This is a genomic window from Paenibacillus graminis (assembly GCF_000758705.1).
Taxonomy (GTDB): Bacteria; Bacillota; Bacilli; order Paenibacillales; family Paenibacillaceae; genus Paenibacillus_AQ; species Paenibacillus_AQ graminis.
Genome location: NZ_CP009287.1, coordinates 4286594 through 4304791, shown reverse-complemented (window position 1 = coordinate 4304791; position 18198 = coordinate 4286594). Strand labels below are relative to the sequence as shown.

Here is an 18198-nt window from a genome sequence, read left to right as displayed (position 1 = left end):
GCGACATTTAATCCAACAGGTCGAGAGGGCGAACACAACGGTGTGAATCATACCGAGTTTGAACTGTTGGATGGTGCAGGAGTGAGAGTATCCCTCGCATCCGGGGCAGTGACGTACATCAAGAAAAACGGTGTGGACTTAATCCCGGATGACCAAGAAACGTTATGGTTTGGCGACAGCAATGTGGCCGGAAAGTACGACTTCGAAGTAAAAACCATTGCTGGAAAGGTGTATACTGCCGTGCTGGATTGGGTACCTACGGTGTAGGGCGGAAAGGAGCCTCATATGCTCAAATTACCGCTTGATGAACTGAAAGAGTATTTACGAATAGATGGGAGCGAGGAGGATGTCACACTCGCTCTTTTTGTTTCCGCAGCTGAGGAATATCTTGCTGAAGCAGGTGTTCCAGTGGAAAAGCAGGGTACGGCCAGATATAAACTGGCCGTACTGCTCTACTGTGCAATCCACTATGAACATAGAGACCCTTCTGAAAAAATTGAGAAGTTCAATTTCTCACTGGAAAGCTTGATTTTACAAATGAAAACGGGGTGATTTGACATGAAATATCCCGTATTGAAGAAATTCAGGGATAGAGGTTCTGGAGAAATTTATGAGATCGGCTCTGAATACCCTGCGGATACAGAGAGGGCAGCCGGATTGCAGGCTCTTGGGTTTCTAGGCCAGATTGACGACAAACAAACCACCAAGCGCACTCCCCGGGGTAACACCAGTAAAACCGTAATATCAAAGGCAGAAGATGAATCATGACGGTGCTCGTCAATCGTCTGGATAAACGTGCCGCAGTCTTCCGCCCGCCTGGTACCGATGATCAGGATGAATGGGGACAACCAACGGACGAGTGGATCGAAGTGGTGAAGCTTTGGGCTGCAATAGAACCACTCCGGGGCCAAGACAGAGCCGCAGCTGCCCAGGTTACAGCTGATGTGACCACCCGTATCCGAATTAGGTACCGCGAAGGGATAGATCGGACTATGGTTGTACGCTTCAAGGGAATTGAGTTTGAAATCCTGTACATCATTCATCCAGAGTACAACCGTAGTGAACTACAGCTGATGTGTAAGGAGAAACAATAATGGCCCGGCGCACCACAAGGTCAAACATTAGGGTTGATGGGGCTGAGGAGATTATCAGGCAGATCAAACGGGCAAATGCTGAGATTACCAAAGAGATACGGGACCTTATCTCCCAAGCTGCTGAAATAGTCTTCCGTGAGGCCGATTCACGTGTGCCTATTGGTGAAACAGGGAAGACACGGTTCTCACTGGAAATCAACATCGGCACATCAAAGAAAGGAAATTTTTACGCGAATGTAACAGTAGGGGCTCGGCGTGGAGATGTTTCAGCGTCAGCTCCTTTTTACGTTACTTTCTACGAATACGGGAGTAGCCACCAGCCGCCGCGGCCGTTCATGCGGCCCTCTATGGATAAGTCACGGGCAAAAGTCCGCAAGCTGCTTATAGAGGGTGTTAAGGCTGTGGTTGAGAGAGTAGGTGTCTAATGGCGATTGAAACAAAACTACGGGAATTCCTACTAGCCATACCAGAGATTCAGGGAGTTGTGGGCAGTCGGATTTACCCCGGGTGGTTGCCGGAAAAGCCAACATACCCAGCGATTGCCTATCTGGAGATATCAGGAGTTGCCCACCATAACATTCCCGTGGCCTACCCAAGGTTTCAGTTCTCGGTATTTTCAACTCGCTACGGGGAGGCCAAGGCAGTAGCTGAGGCCCTTCGTGATGCTCTTCAGAGGTACAAGGGCAGTATGGGCGGGGTTCAGGTGCTTCAAGGCGTCTGGGAGGGCAGCAGGGACATGTACGAGAGTGACACGAAGCTCTATCACATTGCAACAGACTTTAAAATCATCTACAGGGAGGAATAACCCATATGGCACGTAATATGACGACTGTCCAAAAGGCAAGCTCTATCCGGTTTGGTTCTGCGAAATTTGAGGTTGGCGAGGACGTGAACAGTCTCATTGACCTTGGGGCAATGAAAAGTATTGTGTTTGAAGAAACCTGGGACGAAATGACTGTAACCAGCGATAATGCCGGTGTCATCAAGACCGGAATAAATAACCACGCTGCGGGTATTGAGGGGGATCTGATGGAAATCAACCTCGCGACCTTGGCGACGATTCGGGGTGGGATCGATAAAATTGATAACATCACAGGCACACCAAAAACTGTGACCAATGAGTCCGTGACTCTAACCGGACAAACGCAGAAACGTCTTTTAAACAAGAATGGTGCAGGGACAGTCGTTACAGCCGTCACAGTAAAAAAAGGCGCAACTACATTGGTAGCCGGTACAGATTTCACCCTGGCTGTAGACAGTGCCGGATTCACCGTCATCTCAAGAGTAGAGGGTGGAGGGATTACTTCTGGGGATGCTCTTACGGTCAACTACACATACACCCCACTATCGGCAAAACGGTTCCTCTCCGGTGGTCTGGGAACCTTTCAACCCCGTGTAGCTCGAATCACAAACTATGATGATGCAGGAAAAGAATTCCGAATCACGATTTACAAGGCGACGCCTGAAAACGGGCTGAATATCACATTCCCGGAAGCGGACGCCGAAGATCCGGCAATTACTCCGATTCGGATGAACGGTACCCTAGATTCCAGCCGGGTTGTCGGTGAACAGTTGTTCGAGATTTATGATGAACAGGGGGTTTAATTAATATGTCAAAACAACCAGCAATTCTTGACCTGGATAAAGTCGTCCCTGCTGAGCGTATTGTTATTCTGAGCGGAAAAAGGATCGATGTGTCGCGCATCCCTTCCCGGGTGACGTTGGATATTGCCAAGAATCAGGACAAATTGAAGAATGGTGGGGATGATAGTTTTTCTGCCGTGCTTAAGCAAATCATTAGCATCTGCAAGCCATCTTTTCCTGAAATTACTGAAGACTGGATAGCTGACAACGCAGATTTTGAACAGTTGATGCAACTAATTGAATTTGTCTTGGCTCCTCTCAAGGAAAGGGCAGGCACGGAATCAGGAAAAAACGAGGAGAGCCCCAGCCAATAGAGTTGGGGCGTATTTTTGCGCGAATGGGCGCGATGTACTCCTGGGCAACACCCAGCTACATGCTGGACCATATGTCCTTTCCACAGATCATGATGTACTACGATTACGGTCTGGAACATGAAGAGAATAAGTCAAACATTCTGGTCGGTCGCTTAGCGGTCGGCCTTTTTGGTGCGAAAGAACAGCCGAAGAAAGAGCGACGGGTCCGTGGAGATGGTAATCAGACGCCGGATCGGGCTGCATTCCACAAGCAATATGGTGAGCGCATCAAGCGACCGGAAGGAGGGGGATCATGAGTTTACTTGGTAACCTTGTCATAAACATTCTAGGCAACAATACCGGCTTAGATGACGCCATGAAGCAAGCACAAAAGTCGGTTGATAAATTCGGCAAAGGCATGGCGGACGTAGGCAAGTCTCTGACTTCACTGGTGACGGTTCCCCTCGTTGCGGTCGGCGGTGCATCGCTTAAAGTGGCTTCTGATTTCGAATCTGCATTTGCTGGCGTCCGGAAGACCGTAGATGCCACTGAGGAACAATTCGGAGAGCTGCGGCAAGGTATCCGGGATATGGCGAAAGAAATGCCGCAATCAGCATCCGATATTGCCAAGGTCGGGGAAGCAGCAGGGCAATTAGGTATCAAGACAGAGGCGATCTTGGGATTTACGAAGACGATGGTCAATTTAGGCGTTGCAACCAACATGACAAGCGACGAGGCAGCGAGCGCGTTGGCCCGACTCGCGAACATCACTCAAATGCCACAAGATCAATTCGGCAGGCTTGGTTCCTCCATTGTTGCCCTTGGTAATAACTTTGCAACGACTGAATCAGAAATCACGGATATGGCCCTTCGACTTGCCGGAGCAGGGCACCAGGTGGGCATGTCTGAGGCGGACATACTCGGTCTTTCCGCAGCACTCTCATCCGTAGGGGTTGAGGCGGAAATGGGTGGTTCGGCAATCTCCAGAGTCATGGTCCGAATGCAAGTTGCGGCATCAAGTATGGGTAAAGTCGATGCTTTAACCAAAGCCACAGGGATGTCACTCCGCGAGCTACAACTACTCGCTGACAATAACAGCAAAGACTTCAAAGCTCTTGCCGATGCTCTGGGCATGACACAGACGCAGATGGGAAACATCGTAGAAGGCGGCGTGGACCTACAGAATTTCTCCAAGATTGCAGGGGTAACATCGGATCAGTTCAAGAAATCATTTGAAACGGATGCCGTAGGAGCTCTTACTGCCTTTATTAATGGTCTCGGCAATGCAGATCAGGCCGGAACATCCGCCATCAATATGCTGGAGGAAATGGGTATCACAGAAATCAGACTCAGGGACAGCTTGCTGCGGCTCGGTAATGCAGGCGATTTGGTTACCAATGCAACTAAGTTGTCAAATGAGGCTTGGGATGAGAACGCAGCGTTGACTCATGAGGCAGAGGAACGTTACAAAACATTCGCCAGCCAAATGCAGATATTTAAGAACAAGCTAACTGACATTGGGATAACTATTGGTGATGCCATTATGCCGGTGGTGCTCCAGGCGGTAGATGCTCTACAGCCACTCATTGATAAAATCACATCTCTTGCCGCGACATTTAGCACCTTGGAGCCAGCGAAGCAACAGATGATCATTGTAGGCGCGGCAATAGCAGCCGCATTAGGTCCTGTGCTTGTTATAGCGGGTCAAATTGTTAGCGCCATATCCTCGCTTATGCCAGTATTCGCCGCCTTAACAGGTCCAGTAGGTTTAATAGTTGCTGCGGTAGCCGGGCTTACTGCAGGGCTTGTTTATTTATATAAAACGAACGATACGGTGCGCGACGCCCTCAATAGCGCTTGGGAGTCTATCAAAGCTGTTGCACTCGCTGCGTGGGGAGTCATTGGGTCCTTTATCATGGGGCAGATCGACAAGATCAAAAAGTTCTGGGACGAGAACGGAAGTCAAATTTTGCAGGCAGTGACCAATGTGTTTAACGGGATCAAGAAGGTCATTGAGTTCATTATGCCTGCTGTTAAGTTCATAATCGACATGGCTTGGACGGCCATAAAAAATGTGATCAGCGGCGCCTTAGATATCATAATGGGCTTGATCAAAGTGTTCTCGGGACTCTTTACAGGGGACTGGGGAAAGATGTGGGAAGGTATCAAGCAAGTGCTGAGTGGAGCTCTTGACTTTGTTATGGGTTTAATGACCTTGAACTTTCTGGGAGGGCTCAAAACATTATTCACCAACTTACTGAAATCCGGTGTTGGGTTGATGAAGAGCATGGGTGAAGGGATTGTTAATGCTTTCAAAGGATTGCATGGTTCGGCGACAAGCCTAATATCAAAGATGGTGTATGGAGTCATCAATTTCTTCAAAAATATGTTCACAGAAGGAATCGGCATATTCACCCGGTTACGGACCTTGGGAGCTTCGATATGGAATGCCTTGACACAAGCAGTGACCGGCGCTGCACGGTCAATATATACTCAATCCGTTGAAAACTTCAAGACCATGCTGACAGCCATTAAGAACATCTTTAGCACGATTCAAGGTGTGATTGAGAAAATATGGACTAGTGTTGTTAATTTCTTTAAAAAGATTGACCTGGTTGGAATAGGAAAGAACATCATTCAAGGTCTGATTAACGGCATCGGGAGCATGGCAAGTGCGGTTACAGAAAAGACCAAAGAAGTATCAACAAAGATTAGAGATACCATCAAGAATTTCTTTGGTATTCATTCGCCATCCAAGTTAACAACCGGATATGGTGAAAATATCTCTGAAGGTTTGGCTGTAGGTATTAATAACTCCAAGGATAAAGCAAAGGCAGCTATCGAGAGTCTAACAGGTGAGGCTGCTGAAAAGGCGGCTAAGGCAGCAGCACAGGCTGCAGATAAGGCCCAGAAGGCAGCGGAGAAAGCAGCGGAAAAGGCGCACAGGGAAGCTGCTGCTGCAGCTAAAAAAGCCGCGACAGCAGCGAATAAAGCTTTCAATGATGCGCTCGGCACTGCCCAGTACAAATACAAGATGGGTACCATTGACGAGGCTGCCTACATTGCTTCGCTAGAAAAAGTGAAGCAAGCTTACGCTAAAACAACTGAGCAAGTCCAAAAAATTAATCTAGCAATAAAGAAGGCAAATGACGACGCTGCGAAGGAAGCAGCAGCTAAGGCCAAAGAGCAGTTCGAAGCTTCCAAAACTTATATTGAGGCTAAGAAACAAGCGAATGAAATATCTTTGCAACAGGAATTGACAGCCTGGGAAAAACTGCAGACTCGTTATAAAGTCGGCTCTACAGAACGTATCGCCATCGATAAACAGGTGAATAAGATCCGTGCGGACCTAGCTAAAGAAGCTGCGGATGCTGCTAAAAAAGCTTTGGATGCACAAATAGCCTCCTTGGATAAGCTCAATACCGCAGTCACCACGGCGTTGAAAGCACGATATGCCGCCGAGGAGAAGGCGGCAACTGAAGCATTGCAGAAACGCATTGATGAGCACAAGGCAGCGTCTGACGCTATTATCGCTGGGTATGATGCGGAGTATCAGGCGTCACTCAAAACGCTAGATGCTGAAACACAGGCTAAACTGCTGGGGCTGCAAGATCAGATCGACGGCATTGAAGGCCTGACCAAGGCAGAGGACATTGCCGCTGAGGAAGCCGCCTATCAGAAGAAACTGGCCGACAAGCAGAAAGAACTGACCGATGCTGACACTGCCGAATCCCGAGCAAAGATACAGCAAGAGCTTGATGACATGCTTGCCGAACGGCAGCGGAAATACTTGCTTGAACAGCGACAGGTACAGATCGACGCTTTGAAAGCTGAAATGACTCAAATCAAAAGCCAATCCGATCAAAAAGCTGAAGCCCTGCGGCTGGAATATGAAAACAAAAAGGCTACTGAGGAAAAGAACGCTCAAGCGACAACTGACAGCCTTACGGCGCAGATGGAAGCAACCAAGACGCATTATGCTAACCTCAACACCGAAGAGGCCTTACAAGCAGAGGTACGGCGTCTGGCGTTGGATAGCAACAACAAAGAACTCATAGACCTACTGACGCAGTATAACCCGCAGTGGCAGGACGCCGGGCAGACCTTCGGAGAATCGTTGCTCAAGGGTCTGAACAGCACCAAAACCAGCATACAGGCGGCAGTTAACGAGATTCTTGGGATGATCGGTAAAACAGCTTCAGCAGCAAATGCGGGAAATATGGCAAATGAGATTGCCTATCTCAATAATCTTCTGGCAAATGGGACTGCGGCACAGAAGAAGTGGGCTGAAGCACAAGCCAAGGAATATGGTCTGCAAATCGTCAACGGAGTAATTAAGGGAATGACGTCAGGTACAACTGCAATCACAAATGCAGCTGCAGCGACAGCGCAGGCGGCGACTGACAGCATCAAGGATACACTCAAAATCAAGTCACCCAGCCGGGTTATGATTGCCATCGGTGAGTTTATTGGTAAAGGATTGGCCCTGGGTATGGAGCGACAACTATCAGCGGTGGAGGGTGCCGCGCAAGATATGGCTGACGCTGCGGCTGTGGAGTTGAACACACCAGGGATGAACGCCATTGACAGCCGAGTACAATTGCCCGTCGCTAGTGGAAGTTCTGCTGGGACAGCAACGGGGCTGATGGGGGATGGAGAATTGGTCCTCAATCAGAACATCTACCTGGACGGCAAGCAGATTGAGACTAATGTCTCCCGCCGGCAGTGGAGTTCGCTGACTAAGGCAACAAGGGGGATGGGTCTAGTATGACAAGTAGTATAACTCTTGGAGGAATCCGGGATGTTGATCTGGGGTTCCGTGTCCTCGAAGAGAGCAAGGAGCCCCTGCTTCCCAGTACCCGGGATATTGGGGTAACCATCCCCGGAAAACATGGACAATATGACTTTGGCGCGGACCTTACGGAACGCGCTTTTTCTTATTCTTGCGCCTTTGTCTCAGATGGAACGAATTACGATGTTCCCAGTCCAGCAGGGTTGCAGCAGCGGGTACGCACTTTGGCTAGACACCTGACGGACTCCTATGGTAGGCCGCGAATTGTGCAATTAATTCGCGCTTTTGAACCGGATAAGTTCTACCTTGTCCGGTATGCCGGATCGGCATCACTAGAGCGATTGATCTATAACAGCATAGGGTTGTTTGAGTTGGAGTTAGTTGCTTTTGACCCGTTCGCTTATTCGGTTCAAGAGCATATCACTGAGCAGACGATTACATCCTCACCAACAAAGCTCGTGATTGAGTCGGAGGGAACTATCCGGTCAGATGCGCTTATCACCTTGACCAATATCGGCTCTACAACACTCAACAGTTTTAAGATAACGAACGAATATCAGATTGAATAGGAGGCGGCACATTTGGGAGTATCAAACTATTTATCAACCGCACTGCTGAACATGGTTTTTAGAAACACGGCTTACACACGGCCAACAACCGTTTACGTGGCACTCTATACCAGTAATCCAACAGCAGCAGACACAGGCCAAGAAGTTACAGGAGGGGCTTATGTTCGGCAAAGCGTGGCTTTTGCAGCACCTGCGGCAGTGGGTGGCGTGCAGACGGTGAAAAACAGCGCTGATATTGTTTTCCCTATTGCGACTGCAAACTGGGGGCTTGTGACCCATGTAGGGATTAGGGATGCTGCAACGGGTGGCAATTTACTATATTTCGGTGAATTAGATAATGCCCGAACAATCCTGACCAGTGATGTGTTTAAATTCCTTGCTAGTCAATTGCAGGCAACACTCAGCTAAGGGGGCGTAAATATTGGCACAACAGACAATGTATCAAGCAATCACAAATAGCCCAACCACAGAATTGTCAGCAGCCCTTACCGCAGCAGCAACAACAGTATCGGTATTGGATGCATCTAAGCTTCCTCCGGCTCCGAACCTCTTCACGATCGGAACAGACGAAGGCTGCGAAACCATTCTTTATACTGGGAAAACAGGGAACAACCTCACGGGCTGCACACGTGGCTTTGATGGTACGACAGCAAAGGCGTGGGTTATTGGGTCCAAGGTGGCTAGGTACTACACAGCCGCCGACCATAACGCATTTAAAGCGAACATTGAAGACCTGGACGCACGTACTGGCCGTGTAGACCTTACCCAAACCCTGGGACCCGGCTTGTCGTTGGTCACGGCAGACCAAAACGGCTCGGAGCTGGATCTGGTGGTTAACGGGCGGACGCTGGTAAATCTGCTTGGCAAGGACGGAAATTTTGAAGTGGATAGTAATTCTAATGGATTAGCAGATGGGTTGACTGGTGGTTCTCCAGCGACATATTCCCTTGTGCCGGGCAGATATGGTACAAACGCGCAGAGGATTACCAGTGGAACAACGGACACCAGCGTAGACCGGCGAGTATCCAAGACCTCTCTATCCGCAAGTGCCGGGAAGTACGTGTTTATAGCCGATGCTATGACGGACGGCACAAACGGATTAATGGGTATGTCTGTATACAATAACAATGGGTATGTCACTGGATCAGGTACATCGGCATCCACAACGTGGAAAACCATTTTTGTTAGGTTTACGCTTGCCACTGACACAACCAGTCTAGCGATACACCTATACAACCAAGCTCCCGCAGGGACCGTAGGCTGGGCACAGTATGACGGCGCTGGAGTATATGCGGTGGACGATGCTCTGTATGCTCGTATTGGCGTAGATATCACGGAGTCTAACATCCGGGATTACCTGCCCCATGTAGACGGCAAGCAGCACGTACAGGGTGTAGCTATTACCAAACAGGGGCGCAACCTGCTGGGGCCGTTTGCCGAGTGGACGCAGCTCACAAACTCGGCACTCAGTGGGCCTTACAGTTTGACCTTGACTGCGGCAGGACAATACCAAGGCCCAATGTATAAGCTAAACGCCTTGCCCAATCAGGCTTATACGCTGTCAGCGACACATAACGGTAGATTGGAGATACAGCAGTACGATGCCAATGGTACGTCAATTCTAAACCAAGCATTCACTGCACAAACGGCTACCATTACAACCAATGCGGCGGTAGCCTCTATCATAGTTAGATGCACGAACAGTGCTGCCGGAACTTTCACCTTTTCCAATCCGCAGCTTGAACTAGGCAGCGCTGCCACGCCATTTACCCCAGCCGAACCGCAATCCGTTATCCTCCCGGTCACTCTTGGAGAGGTAGGTGGTATAAGGGATAGCGTGTACTCGAAGGGCAGCGAGTGGATGTATATGGAGAGAGTCAAAAAGGGATATGTGCTTGATGGATCGTTATCCTGGTCTTTTGGCTCTGACGGTACTGGGCTGAAAAAAGTCTATACTACAAGACCATCGAGCATGATTGCTTCAGGTCCGTTTGTTGGTGCAATGCTTAGATACGATGGAAAGTTAATGAAGAGCTTTGATACATCAACCGCTGATGGGTTTGACGGTGGTGGAGCGGGTACGTTTATCCAACTATCCATCGCTGACATTGATGCTGGATGGGCTGAGACAATCAATCCTAATATCAACGCGATTAAGGCATTGTTCAACGGGTGGAAAGCCGCAGCCAACAACGGCACCGTCTATACATCTTGGGTGTCAATCCTAGACGGATCGGCCCCAGCAACGAATACAGAGGCGTGGGTATCCGCCAATAAAGCTTCAGGCTGGACGGGCTGGGCTACACTGGATTACGCGCTGGCCTCCGCAGCCGTGCCGGTGGCAGTAACCAACGCAGAGGGTAGCATAACGCTACATCCGGGAGGCAATCAAATTAGCGTGGATACAGGATTGATTCAGCGGGAAAAGGTAACTCCGGTACTCTATGCCCCTGACAATAAATACTATATCAACGCCGTTAGTACGAGCAGCAAACCTAAGTATAGAGTGCAGCGATTTTTATCTATATATAAAGGAGCGGAGGTTGATAGTGCCTGGGGAATTACCCCCCATAACGCTGTTGGTGAGGTGGTTTTTGGTTCTGTAGCGCTGGGTATAAGTGTCGCGAACTTTGATTCAACCAAGGATTATTACGTCACCTATATTGCTCTGGACAAATACGGACTAACAGCCAATGTCACGGAGACAGCGGCCACATGGCGGACAGGACTTAGCGGTGTGGTGTCCGATGTGGTCCAGAGTGTCGCGGAGCTGCGACAGGCGGATGACCGACAGGACTTTGCGGATGACTATATCGAGGCCAAGGCCGATAACCTACGGCTGGACTTTACAGCACATGAGTCCGATTTCGTACGGCATCCAGGATATGGTTTGGCAACCGGAGTCAATGCCAAGACAATCACATTGTCGCCAGCCTTCAGGGAATACCTGGACGGTGTCGGAGTAGTCTTCAAAAATTTGGAGACGAACACCGGGGCTGTGACGATAAACGTCAACGGACTTGGGGCAAAACCCATCCTTAAGGCAAATGGTAGTGCCCCAGCAGCAGGCAGTCTGAAGGCCGGAATCATTTACACGGTCCGGTATAACGGAACGGCTTTTATCTTACAGGGTGAAGGAGGTGAGGGAACAGCAGTAGCCGGAGACATCCGAGCAGGCAAAACGGCAGAGACTATCGCCGGGACGGTGACAGGTAGCCTACCGGTGCAAACTGGCGGCACAGTCACGCCCACAACATCGGTACAGACCAAGGCGGCGGGGATTTATGATACGCCCATTACCGTATCTGCGGTAAACGCACCGGCTAATAAGATATTGTCAGACACAATCATTGCAGGGGTGCAGGGGGGTGTGCCTGTAAAGGGTGCTTACACTGATGCGGACCTGTATGTGACAAACAGCGACGGAAAGTTATATGTAGGCATTCCACAGGGAGCGTATCAGACAAACGGAGGTTCAGGCTACCCTGAAATCTTAATCCCCCAAGCAAGAGTTGCAAATGCGATCGGTATTGCCGCAGGGGATTTGCGTTTGGGCAAGTCTGCTCTTGGGGTAGTTGGAACAATGCGTGAATACTACGGTGGGGCTTTTGGTGTAAACTTCGGTAGCCCAGGACCGGGTTCACCACCCCCGACAGGTTATCACGAAATCTTTAGAGTGCCAGCCGGTTGGACAAACATATCATATGCTGGATACATTAATCAGGACCAATCTTCCACTAATATCTTTCAAAAGCAAGGCATTATTCTGCAAGATATCCATGGAAACGAATTATTGTTAGCCGGATATGAGAGCAATGGCGGAAGCTGGTATTCTCAGCAAAGCGGTCTGTTTATTGACAGGGTTAATAGGCAGATAACTTCAACCAATACGCAAGGTGGATCTAATAATCAGGGTGGATGGTATGGTAACACTGACATAGGAGCCAATGGCACATTCACAAAACCCTTCAATCTTGACAATCGGGTTATTCTTTATTTTAAAGTGGAGGCTTCTATGGGCGGAGGCTATACCTCTTGTGCAGCTTCGGGGAAACTAGCATATAACTAATTTACGTTAACGCCATAGCAGGCGTTTTTATTTTGCTCTCGGTTGTCCCGGGGGCTGTCTTTTTTACATTAGAGAGAGAAGGGAGCGGGGGGAATGGATAGCAATGACGTATCAAATCTTGAAAAGCTGCTGCCGCTCGCAGATAAATATGGCCTGGCCTACATCGTCGCGCTGATATTGCTGATCATCGTTATCACGCTGGTCAGGTCCATCGTTAAGGGTAACCTGGTACCGCGTGAACTGCTGGACCGCGCGGAGGAAGACCGGGACCGGCTACAGGCGATATTGGATAAAGAGCGGGCCGACTTTATGGCTCCAACACTTGAAGTGCTGCAGAGACTCAAAATAGATCATGCTGCTGTTAACGGCAATGATGAGGATAGGGGAGGATAACCGTGCTTATGAAGTGGTTAAGACGAGTATTCCCCCGGTACCGCGATAAAGAGAGAGAGCTACACCAAGCGTCCGGGCGGGTGACTGTCTCCATTCGCCGTTACAAAGATGCCTCCAAGGAGATTCAGGAGGAAATCAGGAATAACGGCTTTGCTGAATTTTTAATATATGATCGGGGTGTTAATCATGGGGGGCATTGATATTTTGTTATTGATTGCATACGGTATTTCGTTTGTCTGTGCGTTGCTGCTGATAGCCGCGCTTTTTTTGTACTTTCGGAAGAGATTCCGGGCCAGGGTGGTTAGCCTATTTATGCTGGCGGCGTTCTTCTTCCTCGGGGCATACACGGTCAAAATGGCTGTGGCCTTCTGGATTCGCTTCAGCACTGCTACCGGCGGGGATGCAGTCTATGCAGCGCTTAAGTCTCAAGCCTGGACCGTAGCACAGACCGGCACGACATTGGGACTGGTGATCCTGACCGTGCTCATGTATACCCGGAGGCAGGATCTGTTTCTGTCCTTCCCGGCTGTTAAGAGAGAGGAGGAGAAGGAAGATGCTGACGCTTGACCAAGTAAAGCTTAAATCTCAGGCTCGCCTTGTTGGGCTACACCCGGTCCTGGTGGCGGCTACGGTGGCGCTCATTGAGCGCTGCTATGCGCGGGGTGTGCCAATCGTTATTACCCAGGGACTGCGGACAATCGCAGAGCAAGATTCTCTCTACGCGAAGGGTCGCACGAAGCCCGGCCAGATCGTAACCAACGCCAAAGGTGGACACAGTTATCACAATTACGGTCTGGCTATAGACTTTGGGCTGCTGCAGCTGGATGGTCGTAACGTCTCCTGGGACACGACGCGGGACGGTGACAGTGATAGGGTGGCTGACTGGCAGGAGGTTGTACAGGAGGCTAAGGCGCTGGGCTTTGAGTGGGGCGGGGACTGGACCAGTATAAAGGATTATCCGCATTTTCAAATGAGCTTTGGTCTGGCACTGTCCGCGTTGCGACAAGGTTATCAGCCAACAGCAGCACAGGTAAAAGCGGCATTTGCCGTCATTGATAAATTACAAGAGGAGGCAAGTGAGGATATGAGTAAAATCGCGGAGTTGGAGCAAGTAGTTGAGGAACAAGAGGGACGCATAGCGGCCTTGGAGAAACGTTTGAATATCTCAGGCAAGGAAACATATGCCACTGGTTACAAAGACGCACTAGAAGCTGCTAAGGCAGCGGGAGCGGTAACCACATCGGCGGACAAGTCAAAGCTGGAACTTAATATGATTCAAATACTCTTTAATCTTGGTCTTTTTACAAAGGGGGCTAAATAATCATGAATAGCAAATGGCGTAATTATGGCTTATGGGTATCCTTGACAGCGGCTGTGCTACTGGGTGTACAGACCATTGGGGCAATCTTCGGGTTTCAGTTGGCCCCGGAGAAATACGAAGAGGTTACAGCGGCGGTAAATGCTGTCTTGGGTATCCTGGTGGTACTAGGGATTGTAAGCAACCCGGAAGCAGGCAAAGGATACACTGATATAAAGTAAATTCCCAAGCGCTTGGGATTATGCCCTGCCCTTCAAGGCGGGGCTTATTTCATTTTTAGGATAGGAGACCTGTCCATGTTTAATAGAGGATCGTTTAACCGAATAGCGTTTAATCGGGAGTTTTCGGTTTTTGTATTTGGCAGCGCGGTTCTGCAAGGAGAAGGGGTACTAAAGGCAGGAGCTAACGTCATTGCTACCGGATCGGCAGGTATACAAGGCCAAGGCGGACTCAAGGCAACATTTATACGTGAGATTATGTTCGCTGCTGCTCTTAGCGGAGCAGGCGATTTAAAAGGATCATTTATCCGAGAGCTATCACAGCAGGCCGTTTTGCATGGGATTGGAAAGCTGCTAGGTAATGGCAGCAGATTCCACATCGATGAAATCAATTTTTCAGGAACCTTTGCTCCAGGTGACCGGATCATAATCGACAGCAAGAACCTGACCTTCACCAAGAACAGCCAAAATGCTCTTCACATGATGCAGGGCGATTTTTTTGATTTGAATCTCGGAGATAACAACATCGTTTACACAGACCCTGCAACAGGACGCAGTGTTTTACTCCGGATCACGTACCGGGATAAATTCATATAAGGAGGGCCACCATGATTGAACTGATATTAGCGGATATAAATCCTGATCTTTGTTGTGAATTTGAACAAGCCTTTGCAGGGCTGGAGGACGTCAAGGTCATGAATAGTCCATTCCAAGAAATAGAGGAGTGGGATTGCATAATCACTCCTGCGAATAGTTACGGCATCATGGACGGCGGTTTTGATCTCAGAGTGGCGGAGTTCTTCGGACCAGAGCTGCAGCGATCTGTCCAAGCGAGTATTTTCGTGTATCATGCCAGAATGCAGGCTGTTGGCACATCGCTGATTATTGAGACGGAAAACACAAAGCATCCATTTGTCGCGCATACACCGACAATGAGGTTTCCCATGATCATTGCAGGGACAATCAATGTTTTCCTAGCGATGAAAGCGGCGCTTCAAGCCATTCTTAATCATAATGACAACGGCGGCGGAGAACACCGGAAGTACATTGAGCGGGTCATCTGTCCGGGTCTCGGAACGGCAACGGGCGGTGTAACCTTCAACGTGGCTGCTGATCAAATGAGAGCCGCCTACGATATAGTATTTGATTCCCCGCGACGAATGAATTGGGAAGTCGTCAGGGAGATTGAGGGAAGGCTCAGAGGTGGTTATTATGCCTAAAGCACCAGTCACAATTTATGATGCTCAGATGCGGCGTGTGGCGCTGTTGGAGAATGCGTTTGACATCGAATATAGTATGCCACTCAATTCATTATGGACCGCGGGCTTCAGCCTGCCGGGGGATGATCCCAAGAATGTAGAGTGCCGGCCGTTCTATTTTGTAGAGCTGTACGATGATGACGAACGGGTGGAACTCTTTCGAATTGTACCGAACACCATGAACCGGAGCCAGAGCGGGCCGATTATCAAATATGAATGTGAGCATGTCCTGGCTACGCTGCTGAATGACGTACTGTTCCAATCTCATACGGTTGGTAATTTGGGTGTGTACACCGCTCAAGTGATTCAGTATATCCTATCCAAGCAAGTTATGCCTCGTTGGAAGCTGGGAACAGTGGGCTTCACGCGACAATTCGAATACAACTGGGAAAATGAGACGCTGCTCGGGGCGCTTTTTTCGGTGCCAAAGCCTTTTGACTCCGAATATCAGTGGACATGGGACACCACATCCTATCCTTGGACGCTGAACCTTGTGCCACCCGATGAAGCGGTTACGGCTTATATCCGGTATGGCGTGAACATGACGGAGATTGAGAAGGTAGTGGACCCGACAAACCTATGCACGCGGCTGTATGGTCTTGGATTTGGAGAAGGGGTTAATCAACTGACATTCGCGGGAATTAACGGCGGCCTGCCATACATCGAGGATGCAGCAGCGCAGGCTAAGTACGGTATACTTTCATCTATCTTTGTGGACCGACGTTTCGAATACCCTGAGACACTGCTGGCTCGCTGCCAGACACTGTTTAATGAGCTAAAGGTGCCTCGCATATCCTACCGCGTCGGAGGCTCTGAAATTCACCGCCTGACTGGACAGCAGATATATAAGTTCAAGACCGGAGCGCGTGTAAGGGTACAAGATGATGAGATGGGCGAGGATGTTATTGTGCGGGTGGTCAACGTGGGCAAGGATGACATGCTCGGCGCACCTGGAGACGTACAGATTGAAATCGCAAACCGGACAGAGGATATCGCGGGAAGCATAGCGGACCTGCAGAACCGGCAGCACATTAACGATTCATATGCGCAGGGGGCAACCAACTTAGATACCAGGGATTTTGCAGACAATGCAGACCCAACACATCCAGCCATCCTCAAGTTCTACGTACCGGAGGAGACGGCGCGGATCAATAAAGTCATGCTGTCGTTCCAGGTAGAGGCGTTCCGGGCTTATAGTAAGGCGATTGCTTCGGCTCCAGCAGTTTCATCCGGTCCGAGCAGCACACAAACGGCTGGACCGAGCACAAGAGACACAGCAGGGCCTAGCACAAGGCAGACAGCAGGGCCTAGTAGTACAGAAACCACGGCGGCAGGGGGGCAAACAACATCAGGTCCAAGCAGCAGATCAACAACAGCAGCTGGTGGAGGAGTGGTCAATACCAGAACCGGAGCTTATAAACTAGATCCGGGTTTTGCACCAGATCCCACAACATATGAAGGTGCCCATAATCATGGTGTGGCTAATGGAACTCAATTAGCGACACCAGGCGGGGGGTTTGTGACTTGGGTTACCCATGCGGGGCACACTCACAACCCGGCTATGCACTCACATTTAATAGATTTGCCTGATCATATACATGATATGGATCATACTCACAACATTGATTCACATACGCACAATATGGAGCACACACATGACATGGATCATACGCACGACATGGAGCATACACACAACATGGAACATACACATCAGATCCCAGCTCATACACACGGGATCGAGTACGGAATTTATTCAGGGCCATCACCAACGGCTTTAAACATAACAGTGGATGGTAATGTGGTCCCGTTTAACGAGACAAGTGGGACGGATATAGACATCATTCCTTATTTGAGCAAGGATGAAAGTGGAAAGGTTAATAGGGGGGTTTTTCACGAGATCCGCATAACGCCCGATAAACTCGGGCGTATAGCGGCCACAGTTGTTTCTCAATTGTTCGTTCAAAGCAGAGGGGGTGGGAACTATTAGAAATTAACTCCTAAATAAGAAGCTGCTTCTTTCGAGAGATAGATAGTCCCATCCTTAACAATGGCGGTATGCATACCATCAACGCTTGTATATTCGTCATTTACCAATTGCCCAGGCATTGAGAAAACTATCTTTTTATCGCCCAGCTCAAAACTGATATCTCTAATTTTTCCAGAAGCTGCTGATATGTCCACGGCGTAATCCTCAACTAATTTTTTAGCAGAAATCCATTCACTTAAATTAATTTCGTTTTCAACTTGTGATGTGGTCACGTTAGTTCCTCCCTTCGATTTGAAATCAATGAATTTTTTCGAATTATCAAACTCCAATGCGTACCCTGTCATTTCGGCCACTTCGCGGACTGGCAGGTATGTAGTGCCTTTATAAACAAGCGGATCATTCTTAAGCGTCTGCTTTTGTCCGTCGATGGAAATTGTGAATTTTGCAAGTACAGCCTGGACGGTTGGGGTGGTCGCAGCTGCGGCCATTCCTGCCGATCCGATTAACATACCGGCTACAAGTCCTATAATTGCTTTTTTCAAGAGAATCACTCCTTGGTTTC

At 49.3% G+C, this 18198-nt stretch carries 21 protein-coding genes; 20 read left to right on the top strand and 1 reads right to left on the bottom strand.

What is annotated here, in order from left to right; translation table 11 throughout:
• The first annotated feature begins 42 nt into the window (after positions 1 to 42).
• The 20 genes from PGRAT_RS18405 (at position 43) to PGRAT_RS18305 (ending at position 17636) form a co-directional block, all read left to right on the top strand.
• The gene (locus PGRAT_RS18405) at positions 43 to 267 is read left to right on the top strand and encodes a hypothetical protein (RefSeq protein WP_025708671.1); all 225 of its coding nucleotides are present in this window, start codon (positions 43 to 45) and stop codon (positions 265 to 267) included.
• An 18-nt stretch (positions 268 to 285) separates the two neighbouring features.
• On the top strand, positions 286 to 552 hold the full coding sequence (locus PGRAT_RS18400) for a head-tail connector protein (RefSeq protein ID WP_025708669.1): 267 nt from the start codon (positions 286 to 288) through the stop codon (positions 550 to 552).
• A gap of 6 nt (positions 553 to 558) precedes the next feature.
• Positions 559 to 768 carry a hypothetical protein gene (locus PGRAT_RS18395; RefSeq protein WP_025708668.1) on the top strand — a complete coding sequence of 70 codons (210 nt, stop codon included), beginning with the start codon at positions 559 to 561 and terminating at the stop codon, positions 766 to 768.
• 2 nt (positions 769 to 770) lie between these two features.
• A complete protein-coding gene (locus PGRAT_RS18390; RefSeq protein WP_425311799.1) occupies positions 771 to 1094 on the top strand; it encodes a phage head closure protein in 324 nt (107 codons plus the stop codon).
• Positions 1094 to 1519, top strand: coding sequence for an HK97-gp10 family putative phage morphogenesis protein (locus PGRAT_RS18385; RefSeq protein ID WP_025708665.1), 426 nt, complete (start codon positions 1094 to 1096; stop codon positions 1517 to 1519). Before PGRAT_RS18390 ends, PGRAT_RS18385 begins: the two co-directional genes overlap by 1 nt.
• Entirely contained in the window at positions 1519 to 1899 is a 381-nt protein-coding gene (locus tag PGRAT_RS18380) for a DUF3168 domain-containing protein (protein ID WP_025708664.1), read from the top strand. The genes PGRAT_RS18385 and PGRAT_RS18380 overlap by 1 nt, the downstream gene beginning before the upstream one ends.
• 5 nt (positions 1900 to 1904) lie before the next feature.
• Positions 1905 to 2699 carry a hypothetical protein gene (locus PGRAT_RS18375; protein ID WP_025708662.1) on the top strand — a complete coding sequence of 265 codons (795 nt, stop codon included), beginning with the start codon at positions 1905 to 1907 and terminating at the stop codon, positions 2697 to 2699.
• Between the two features lie 5 nt (positions 2700 to 2704).
• A complete protein-coding gene (locus PGRAT_RS18370) occupies positions 2705 to 3052 on the top strand; it encodes a hypothetical protein (protein WP_025708661.1) in 348 nt (115 codons plus the stop codon).
• Between the two features lie 23 nt (positions 3053 to 3075).
• On the top strand, positions 3076 to 3348 hold the full coding sequence (locus PGRAT_RS18365; protein WP_155990543.1) for a hypothetical protein: 273 nt from the start codon (positions 3076 to 3078) through the stop codon (positions 3346 to 3348).
• The gene (locus PGRAT_RS31730; RefSeq protein ID WP_025708657.1) at positions 3345 to 7802 is read left to right on the top strand and encodes a phage tail tape measure protein; all 4458 of its coding nucleotides are present in this window, start codon (positions 3345 to 3347) and stop codon (positions 7800 to 7802) included. The genes PGRAT_RS18365 and PGRAT_RS31730 overlap by 4 nt, the downstream gene beginning before the upstream one ends.
• Positions 7799 to 8392 (top strand): phage tail domain-containing protein, encoded by a 594-nt coding sequence (locus tag PGRAT_RS18355; protein WP_025708655.1) that lies wholly within the window; start codon positions 7799 to 7801, stop codon positions 8390 to 8392. The genes PGRAT_RS31730 and PGRAT_RS18355 overlap by 4 nt, the downstream gene beginning before the upstream one ends.
• A 12-nt stretch (positions 8393 to 8404) precedes the next feature.
• The gene (locus PGRAT_RS18350; RefSeq protein ID WP_025708653.1) at positions 8405 to 8800 is read left to right on the top strand and encodes a phage tail fiber protein; all 396 of its coding nucleotides are present in this window, start codon (positions 8405 to 8407) and stop codon (positions 8798 to 8800) included.
• Between the two features lie 106 nt (positions 8801 to 8906).
• Positions 8907 to 12461, top strand: coding sequence for a hypothetical protein (locus tag PGRAT_RS18345; RefSeq protein WP_155990542.1), 3555 nt, complete (start codon positions 8907 to 8909; stop codon positions 12459 to 12461).
• 93 nt (positions 12462 to 12554) lie between these two features.
• Positions 12555 to 12854: a hypothetical protein gene (locus PGRAT_RS18340; protein ID WP_025708649.1), complete on the top strand. Its 300-nt coding sequence runs from the start codon at positions 12555 to 12557 to the stop codon at positions 12852 to 12854.
• 204 nt (positions 12855 to 13058) lie between these two features.
• Positions 13059 to 13421: a hypothetical protein gene (locus tag PGRAT_RS18330; RefSeq protein WP_156124072.1), complete on the top strand. Its 363-nt coding sequence runs from the start codon at positions 13059 to 13061 to the stop codon at positions 13419 to 13421.
• A complete protein-coding gene (locus PGRAT_RS18325) occupies positions 13408 to 14175 on the top strand; it encodes a M15 family metallopeptidase (RefSeq protein ID WP_025708643.1) in 768 nt (255 codons plus the stop codon). Before PGRAT_RS18330 ends, PGRAT_RS18325 begins: the two co-directional genes overlap by 14 nt.
• 2 nt (positions 14176 to 14177) lie before the next feature.
• The gene (locus tag PGRAT_RS18320; protein ID WP_025708641.1) at positions 14178 to 14393 is read left to right on the top strand and encodes a phage holin; all 216 of its coding nucleotides are present in this window, start codon (positions 14178 to 14180) and stop codon (positions 14391 to 14393) included.
• Between the two features lie 75 nt (positions 14394 to 14468).
• On the top strand, positions 14469 to 14987 hold the full coding sequence (locus tag PGRAT_RS18315; protein ID WP_025708639.1) for a phage distal tail protein: 519 nt from the start codon (positions 14469 to 14471) through the stop codon (positions 14985 to 14987).
• An 11-nt stretch (positions 14988 to 14998) separates the two neighbouring features.
• Positions 14999 to 15610, top strand: coding sequence for a macro domain-containing protein (locus PGRAT_RS18310; RefSeq protein WP_025708638.1), 612 nt, complete (start codon positions 14999 to 15001; stop codon positions 15608 to 15610).
• Positions 15611 to 15638: 28 nt separating this feature from the next.
• Complete coding sequence (locus PGRAT_RS18305; protein WP_244884030.1) at positions 15639 to 17636, top strand: phage tail spike protein; 1998 nt, start codon at positions 15639 to 15641, stop codon at positions 17634 to 17636.
• Here PGRAT_RS18305 and PGRAT_RS18300 read toward each other — a convergent pair.
• Positions 17633 to 18178 carry a stalk domain-containing protein gene (locus PGRAT_RS18300; protein WP_025708634.1) on the bottom strand — a complete coding sequence of 182 codons (546 nt, stop codon included), beginning with the start codon at positions 18176 to 18178 and terminating at the stop codon, positions 17633 to 17635. The genes PGRAT_RS18305 and PGRAT_RS18300 overlap by 4 nt on opposite strands.
• Between the last annotated feature and the right edge of the window lie 20 nt (positions 18179 to 18198).

Coding starts and splice junctions, on each gene's coding strand:
- PGRAT_RS18400 (WP_025708669.1), top strand. CDS start 286: ATGCTCAAATTACCGCTTGATGAACTGAAAGAGTATTTACGAATAGAT.
- PGRAT_RS18395 (WP_025708668.1), top strand. CDS start 559: ATGAAATATCCCGTATTGAAGAAATTCAGGGATAGAGGTTCTGGAGAA.
- PGRAT_RS18385 (WP_025708665.1), top strand. CDS start 1,094: ATGGCCCGGCGCACCACAAGGTCAAACATTAGGGTTGATGGGGCTGAG.
- PGRAT_RS18380 (WP_025708664.1), top strand. CDS start 1,519: ATGGCGATTGAAACAAAACTACGGGAATTCCTACTAGCCATACCAGAG.
- PGRAT_RS18375 (WP_025708662.1), top strand. CDS start 1,905: ATGGCACGTAATATGACGACTGTCCAAAAGGCAAGCTCTATCCGGTTT.
- PGRAT_RS18370 (WP_025708661.1), top strand. CDS start 2,705: ATGTCAAAACAACCAGCAATTCTTGACCTGGATAAAGTCGTCCCTGCT.
- PGRAT_RS18365 (WP_155990543.1), top strand. CDS start 3,076: ATGGGCGCGATGTACTCCTGGGCAACACCCAGCTACATGCTGGACCAT.
- PGRAT_RS31730 (WP_025708657.1), top strand. CDS start 3,345: ATGAGTTTACTTGGTAACCTTGTCATAAACATTCTAGGCAACAATACC.
- PGRAT_RS18355 (WP_025708655.1), top strand. CDS start 7,799: ATGACAAGTAGTATAACTCTTGGAGGAATCCGGGATGTTGATCTGGGG.
- PGRAT_RS18340 (WP_025708649.1), top strand. CDS start 12,555: ATGGATAGCAATGACGTATCAAATCTTGAAAAGCTGCTGCCGCTCGCA.
- PGRAT_RS18325 (WP_025708643.1), top strand. CDS start 13,408: ATGCTGACGCTTGACCAAGTAAAGCTTAAATCTCAGGCTCGCCTTGTT.
- PGRAT_RS18320 (WP_025708641.1), top strand. CDS start 14,178: ATGAATAGCAAATGGCGTAATTATGGCTTATGGGTATCCTTGACAGCG.
- PGRAT_RS18315 (WP_025708639.1), top strand. CDS start 14,469: ATGTTTAATAGAGGATCGTTTAACCGAATAGCGTTTAATCGGGAGTTT.
- PGRAT_RS18310 (WP_025708638.1), top strand. CDS start 14,999: ATGATTGAACTGATATTAGCGGATATAAATCCTGATCTTTGTTGTGAA.
- PGRAT_RS18305 (WP_244884030.1), top strand. CDS start 15,639: ATGCGGCGTGTGGCGCTGTTGGAGAATGCGTTTGACATCGAATATAGT.